A 6482-nucleotide genomic window follows, 5' to 3' on the forward strand; every position below is an offset into this window, starting at 1 on the left:
TAGCTTTTAGGCATGCATCGACATGCATAACATCATTAAATCGAGGAAGGGGAACGCACATGGTTAACAAGAAACACCTGGTACTGCTTGCCTCTGCGGGTGCAATTACGCTGGCCGGTATCGCTACCGCGCAGGCGAACACATTAGAAGAAACGCGCTCTCGCGGTGCCGTACAGTGTGGCGTTAGTGATGGCTTGCCAGGTTTTTCCGCGCCGGACGATAGCGGCGAATGGCAAGGTCTTGATGTTGACGTATGTCGTGCCGTCGCTGCCGCCGTACTGGGCGATGCCGACGCCGTTAACTATATCTCCCTGAACGCCGTCGAGCGCTTTACCGCACTGCAGTCTGGCGAAGTCGATGTTCTGTCCCGTAACACCACCTGGACCACCACCCGCGATACCACGCTGGGTCTCAACTTCACCGGCGTGAACTTCTACGACGGCCAAGGCTTCATGGTCTCTACCGACCTGGGCATCTCCAACGCCTCCGAGCTGGATGGCGCTGCGATCTGTATCCAGTCCGGCACCACCACCGAGCTGAACCTGGCTGACTACTTCCGCGCCAACGGCATGGAATTCGATCCCATCGTTTTCGATACCTCCGAGCAAACCGTGGGTGGCTTCCAGGCGGGACGCTGTGACGTTCTGACCTCTGACACCTCTCAGCTGGCCGCACTGCGTATTCAGCTGGACGACCCGTCTGCTGCCATGATCCTGCCCGACGTCATCTCCAAGGAGCCGCTGGGCCCCGTGGTACGTCAGGGTGACGACCTGTGGTTCAACATCGTCAAGTGGTCTCTGTTCGCCATGATCAACGGTGAAGAGTACGGCGTGACCAGCGAAAACGCCGAAGAAATGCGCGATTCCGATAACCCGGACGTGGCTCGCCTGCTGGGTCAGGACGGCAACTACGGTGAAGGCATGGGTCTGGATGCCGAGTGGGCCTACAACATCCTGAGCCAGGTAGGTAACTACGCAGAAAGCTTCGAACGTAACGTCGGCATGGATTCACCGCTGGAAATCGAACGGGGTGTCAACGCTCTGTGGAACCAGGGTGGCTTCCAGTACGCACCGCCGATTCGCTAAGCGTCTCGCTTGACCCCGGCCCGCCGTCCCTTGCCAGCATCACTCAAGGGGATCGGCGGGCCATTTGATTGACCTTCCGTGTAGCGGAGACGCCATCCATGTCCGTAAGACCTAACGCTCGCCCCGTTGGCCAAAAGCCTCCGTTCTGGCGAGACCGCGCAAAGCGTGCGCTGATCTTTCAGTTTTTACTCATTGCTGCCGTTATTGCGTTTCTGTTCTATATCGTCGGTAATGTTCAAGACAACCTGTCCTCTCGCGGGATCACTACCGGGTTCGGTTTTCTTAACAACACCGCAGGCTTCGGGATCGTTCAGAGTCTGATCGACTACTCCTCCCAAAGCACCTATGGCCGCACCTTCTTCGTGGGCCTGCTGAATACTCTGCTGGTGGGCGCACTGGGGGTCATTGCCGCCACCATCATCGGTTTCATCGTCGGGATTGCCCGTTTGTCGCCCAACTGGCTGATCGCACGACTGGCCACGGCGTATATCGAAACCTTCCGTAACATCCCGCTGCTGCTGCAGATTTTCTTCTGGTACTTTGCCGTATTGCGTACGCTGCCCAGCGCCCGTGACAGCCTGGCTCTCGGTGAGGTCATCTTTCTCAACGTGCGCGGTCTGTATCTTCCCGGGCCGTTATTCGAGTCCGGGTTCGGGCTGATTCCGGTCACCTTCATTGCGGCGATCATCGCCAGCATTGCACTGGTGATCTGGAACAAGCGCCGTCAGGAGGCCACGGGGCAGCGCCTGCCAGCCTACTGGATCTCCTTCGCGATGATTTTCGGCCTGCCCCTGCTGGTGATGTTTGCCACCGGTGTGCCGATCACCTGGGATGTCCCCGAGCTGCGCGGTTTCAACTTCCGCGGCGGTGTCACCGTCATTCCCGAGTTCCTGGCGCTGTGGTTCGCGCTTTCGATTTATACGGCGGCGTTCATTGCCGAAATCGTGCGCTCCGGCATTCAAGCCATTTCCCATGGCCAAACCGAGGCCGCACAAGCGCTGAGCCTGCCGCGTAACCTGGTGCTGCGTCTGGTGGTCATTCCGCAGGCACTGCGGGTCATCATTCCCCCGCTCACCAGCCAGTACCTCAACCTGATCAAGAACTCGTCGCTGGCCACCGCCATTGGCTACCCGGACCTCGTTTCGGTCTTTGCGGGCACCACGCTGAACCAGACAGGCCAAGCCATCGAGGTCATTGCCATGACCATGGCGGTTTATCTGACCATCAGTCTGCTGGTCTCCATGTTCATGAACTGGTTCAACGCCCGTGTGGCGCTGGTTGAACGCTAGGCCGTTGGCGAGGACATTCCCATGATTCACAACCGAACGATGATCGAGCCAAAGCCGGCGCCCAGCAGTTCCGTGGGCCCTGTGGCATGGCTACGCAGCCACCTGTTCAACGGTCCGATCAACACGATCTTTACCCTGATCGGCCTGTATATTCTCTACCTGCTCGTGGTACCGACGGTGCAATGGGCGTTCATCAACGCCGATTGGGTAGGCACCTCCCGCGAAGACTGCTCCCGAGAGGGTGCCTGCTGGGTGTTCATCAACGCACGCTTCACCCAGTTCATCTACGGCCTGTACCCGCGCTCGGAAATCTGGCGTGCCAATATCGTCTTTGCCGGGTTCTTCACCCTGATTGCCTGGCTGGCGATTCCACGCCTGCCCTTCAAGCGCTGGGTGGCCGTGTTTGCGCTGGTCGGCTTCCCCGTGATCGCCTACGTGCTGCTGCATGGCGGCTATTTCGACCTGCCGCGTGTACCGACCCATCGCTGGGGCGGCCTGATGCTGACCCTGCTGCTGGCCACCGTGGGCATGGTAGGTGCGCTGCCGATCGGTATCGTGCTGGCCCTGGGGCGGCGTTCCAATATGCCCATCGTCAAGAGCTTCTGCGTCGTCTTTATCGAGTTCTGGCGTGGCGTACCGCTGATCACGGTGCTGTTCATGGCCTCGGTGATGCTGCCGCTGTTCATGCCTACCGGGGTCAGCGTGGACCGTCTGGTACGCGCCTTGATCGGCCTGACGCTGTTCCAGAGCGCCTACATGGCCGAAGTCATTCGCGGTGGTTTGCAGGCCATTCCCAAAGGCCAGGAAGAGGCCGCCGCCGCCCTCGGCATGACCTACTGGAAACGCATGGGTCTGATCGTACTGCCCCAGGCTCTGAAAATGATGATTCCTGGTATCGTGAACACGTTCATTTCGTTGTTCAAGGACACGACCCTGGTCATGATCATCGGGCTATTCGATCTGCTGGGGATCGTGCAAGCGGCACTGGCCGACTCGCGCTGGCTGGGCTTCTCGCTGGAAGGCTATGTCTTTGCGGCCTTCATGTTCTGGATATTCTGTTTCAGCATGTCGCGCTACAGCCAGTATCTGGAACGCAGGCTCCACACCGGCCACAGGCGTTAACGCCGCTTTTATCAACGATTTTTTAGCAGGATAGTGACATGACACAAGCAGCTTCCCATAACCCTGGCACCGGTACTTCGGATCTGATGGTCGAAATGCGCGGCGTCAACAAGTGGTACGGCGATTTTCACGTGCTGCGCGACATCTATCTGGAAGTGAAGCGCGGCGAAAGGATCGTCATTTGCGGGCCGTCCGGCTCGGGCAAGTCCACCATGATTCGCTGCATCAACCACTTGGAAGAGCATCAAAAGGGCGAGATCGTGGTCGGTGGCGTGCCGCTGACCCAGGACGTGAAGCGTATCGAGCAGATTCGCCGCAGCGTTGGCATGGTGTTCCAGCACTTCAACCTGTTTCCTCACCTCACCGTGCTGGAGAACTGCTGTATCGCCCCCATGTGGGTACAGAAAAAGCCGCGCAAAGAGGCCGAAGAGCAGGCCATGCGCTACCTGCAGCGGGTTCGCATCGCCGAGCAGGCCAAAAAATATCCCGGCCAGCTGTCCGGTGGTCAGCAGCAGCGGGTCGCCATTGCCCGCTCGCTGTGCATGCACCCGGACGTCATGCTGTTCGATGAGCCGACCTCGGCCCTAGACCCGGAAATGATCAAGGAAGTACTGGACGTCATGATCGAACTGGCCGAAGAGGGCATGACCATGCTCTGCGTGACCCATGAAATGGGCTTCGCCAAGACCGTGGCCGACCGCGTGATCTTCATGGACCAAGGGCAGATCATCGAAGAAAATGCTCCAGAGCCGTTCTTCAACAACCCGCAGTCCGAGCGCACCCAGCTCTTCCTGAGCCAGATTCTGGGGCATTGATTCGACTGCCAGCGCGTCATAATGCGTAACGTGGGCCTCAGCTGAGGCCCATTTTCATGGCCCTTCTGAATACCCCACATCACACCAGAGAGTCATCATGGAAAAACTGTTCATCGACCGCGCCCCACAGCCCATTGCGCCGTTCTCTCACGCCTGCCGCGTGGGCGACCTGGTGTTCATCACCGGCCAGATGCCGACCGTGCCGGAAACCAACGAAATGCTGCTGGGCACCTTTACCGAACAAACCCACCGGGTCATGCAGAACCTGGCCATCGTGCTGGAAGAGGTGGGCAGCAGCTTCGAGTACGTGGTGCAGTCACGGGTTTTCATTACCAACATGGGCCACTTCGATGAAGTGAACCAGGTCTACGCCAGCTACTTCGAGAAACCGCTCCCCACCCGTACCTGCATCGGCGTCACCGGCCTGGCAGGCGGTGCCGACGTGGAAGTCGACATGATTGCCTGGATTCCCCCCAGGGAAGGCGCCTAACCGCCTACCAGCGTGATGCTGGCCGGGGCCAGCGCGAGCTGCTCACGGTGCTGGGTCAATGGCTTGCCTGCCAGCGCCGTGAGCAGGATCTGCAGCGGGTCGCCATGGCTCACCACCAGCACCGTTTCCCCTTGCCAGCGCAGCTCCAGTGCTTCCAGCGCCGCGCACATGCGCGCTGCCACACTGGTGAGCGGCTCTACCTGCCACTGCCGATGCGCGGCACTCTGGGCATCCTGCGCCCACACCTCGGGGTAATGGCTATCTGCCTGGCCTTCCAGCTCGCCAAAATGGCGTTCTCGCAAGCGCTCGTCGATGGCCATGCCCAACCCGAAGGCGCTGGCCACTCGGGCGGCAGTTCGAGTCGTGCGTAAAAAGTCCGAATGCACCACCTGGGTGGGCACCGGCCAACGCCAGTCCACCAGTGCATCGTCCAACTGCCGTTCGCCTTCGGGCGACAATCCATAGGCGTCTATTCCGCGCTCGGGGGTGCTGATGATTCGCCCCTGTGCGTTGGCCTGGCTGTGGCCATGGCGCATCAGCAGATAACGGTTGCGCCAATGGTAGGAGGGGGTCAGGAAAGTGTTTGACATATCTTTGTAACAAACCCTGGATTGAGAATGCTCGTTTTCGAAAAATAAACATCTGCGTCTTCAAATGTCCATTAGCGAAACGCTGGGGGCTCGCCATTATCGTGCTGATGCTGATCGGTGAAGCCATCACCAGCGTGGTAAAGCCACTAGGCAAACGTTTGACCTAACCCCAAACGCTTGCCATGGTTAAAGGGCAATCAACGACATGGAGGACGTATGACGATGACCACCTATATCGTGGTAGCCGATGCGGCACGCGCCAGAATCTTTACCCGTGACGCCCTGGAACTCGCCGAGCAGGAGAGCATGGTGCATGCGGCAGGAAGGCTGCATGAAGGCGACCTGATCACCGACCGCCGAGGGGCCGACGTGCATGAGTCCACGTCCACCACGTCACGCTCGTCAGGTGAAGAGGGCGCCGCTTCCCGGCATGAAAACGAGCTGTTTGCCAAGGAGGTCGCCCAACGGCTCTATACTGCCCGCGTCGATAACCGCATGGAGAAGCTGATCATGGTGGCCCCCCCCAAGTTTCTCGGGCTGCTGCGGGAAAAGCTCGACAACCCCACCCAGAAACTGGTAATCCATACCCTCTCCAAGGACCTCAGCAAAGCCTCGCTGTCGGATATTCAGGAAGCCGTCAGCGATTTGCGCTGATCCATGAATAAACGGCTATACGCCTAAAGAAGTGGTCACTCTCGCCGATAATCGTCATTTACCCTGACGATCAAGAGAGTGACCATGTTCGCTACCCTACGCTTTCGAATACTCTTAGCGGCGTTGACTGCCATCGTTGTTGCCCTGGTGATCAATGGCATCGCCAGCTATTCCACCGTTAAACACCATAATAGCGAACAGATCAGCCGCAACCTCAGCGCTGTTGTGAATGGAAACACACAGGCTATCGATGAGTGGTTCAATGCACGCTACACCATGATGGCAAGCATGGAGCACACTGCAGGCGGCGAAGAGCCGCTGTCGGCGTTGCGCCAGTTGGCCGATTCTGGCGACTTCATGACGGCATACCTCGCTTATCCACACACATCAAACGCCATTTTTTCAGACGGCTGGCAGCCACCTAGTGATTACGATCC

The 6482-nt window shown here is 58.7% G+C and carries 7 protein-coding genes and 1 pseudogene; 7 read left to right on the plus strand and 1 reads right to left on the minus strand.

The window, feature by feature from the left end:
* The first annotated feature begins 59 nt into the window (after positions 1 to 59).
* The 5 genes from B7L72_RS07060 (at position 60) to B7L72_RS07080 (ending at position 4801) form a co-directional block, all read left to right on the plus strand.
* Positions 60 to 1085, plus strand: a complete 1026-nt coding sequence (locus tag B7L72_RS07060; RefSeq protein WP_081193448.1) for an amino acid ABC transporter substrate-binding protein — start codon at positions 60 to 62, stop codon at positions 1083 to 1085.
* Positions 1086 to 1183: 98 nt separating this feature from the next.
* Positions 1184 to 2374 carry an amino acid ABC transporter permease gene (locus B7L72_RS07065; RefSeq protein WP_081193450.1) on the plus strand — a complete coding sequence of 397 codons (1191 nt, stop codon included), beginning with the start codon at positions 1184 to 1186 and terminating at the stop codon, positions 2372 to 2374.
* A 21-nt stretch (positions 2375 to 2395) separates the two neighbouring features.
* Positions 2396 to 3496 (plus strand): amino acid ABC transporter permease, encoded by a 1101-nt coding sequence (locus tag B7L72_RS07070; RefSeq protein WP_081193452.1) that lies wholly within the window; start codon positions 2396 to 2398, stop codon positions 3494 to 3496.
* An 86-nt stretch (positions 3497 to 3582) separates the two neighbouring features.
* On the plus strand, positions 3583 to 4311 hold the full coding sequence (locus tag B7L72_RS07075; protein ID WP_039179251.1) for an amino acid ABC transporter ATP-binding protein: 729 nt from the start codon (positions 3583 to 3585) through the stop codon (positions 4309 to 4311).
* Between the two features lie 97 nt (positions 4312 to 4408).
* The gene (locus B7L72_RS07080) at positions 4409 to 4801 is read left to right on the plus strand and encodes a RidA family protein (protein WP_016915407.1); all 393 of its coding nucleotides are present in this window, start codon (positions 4409 to 4411) and stop codon (positions 4799 to 4801) included.
* Here the strand turns inward: B7L72_RS07080 and B7L72_RS07085 are convergent.
* On the minus strand, positions 4798 to 5391 hold the full coding sequence (locus B7L72_RS07085; RefSeq protein WP_081193454.1) for a histidine phosphatase family protein: 594 nt from the start codon (positions 5389 to 5391) through the stop codon (positions 4798 to 4800). The genes B7L72_RS07080 and B7L72_RS07085 overlap by 4 nt on opposite strands.
* A gap of 222 nt (positions 5392 to 5613) precedes the next feature.
* On the opposite strand from B7L72_RS07085, the gene B7L72_RS07090 reads away from it, so the two are divergent.
* Together B7L72_RS07090 and B7L72_RS07095 are read left to right on the plus strand one after the other, a co-directional pair.
* Complete coding sequence (locus B7L72_RS07090; RefSeq protein WP_081136025.1) at positions 5614 to 6045, plus strand: host attachment protein; 432 nt, start codon at positions 5614 to 5616, stop codon at positions 6043 to 6045.
* Between the two features lie 84 nt (positions 6046 to 6129).
* Positions 6130 to 6482: pseudogene (locus tag B7L72_RS07095) on the plus strand (methyl-accepting chemotaxis protein); the annotation flags it as partial.

The sequence above is a fragment of the Halomonas sp. BC1 genome (genome assembly GCF_002078135.1).
GTDB classification, from domain to species: Bacteria; Pseudomonadota; Gammaproteobacteria; order Pseudomonadales; family Halomonadaceae; genus Vreelandella; species Vreelandella stevensii.

Coding starts and splice junctions, on each gene's coding strand:
- B7L72_RS07060 (WP_081193448.1), top strand. CDS start 60: ATGGTTAACAAGAAACACCTGGTACTGCTTGCCTCTGCGGGTGCAATT.
- B7L72_RS07065 (WP_081193450.1), top strand. CDS start 1,184: ATGTCCGTAAGACCTAACGCTCGCCCCGTTGGCCAAAAGCCTCCGTTC.
- B7L72_RS07070 (WP_081193452.1), top strand. CDS start 2,396: ATGATTCACAACCGAACGATGATCGAGCCAAAGCCGGCGCCCAGCAGT.
- B7L72_RS07075 (WP_039179251.1), top strand. CDS start 3,583: ATGGTCGAAATGCGCGGCGTCAACAAGTGGTACGGCGATTTTCACGTG.
- B7L72_RS07080 (WP_016915407.1), top strand. CDS start 4,409: ATGGAAAAACTGTTCATCGACCGCGCCCCACAGCCCATTGCGCCGTTC.
- B7L72_RS07085 (WP_081193454.1), bottom strand. CDS start 5,391: ATGTCAAACACTTTCCTGACCCCCTCCTACCATTGGCGCAACCGTTAT.
- B7L72_RS07090 (WP_081136025.1), top strand. CDS start 5,614: ATGACCACCTATATCGTGGTAGCCGATGCGGCACGCGCCAGAATCTTT.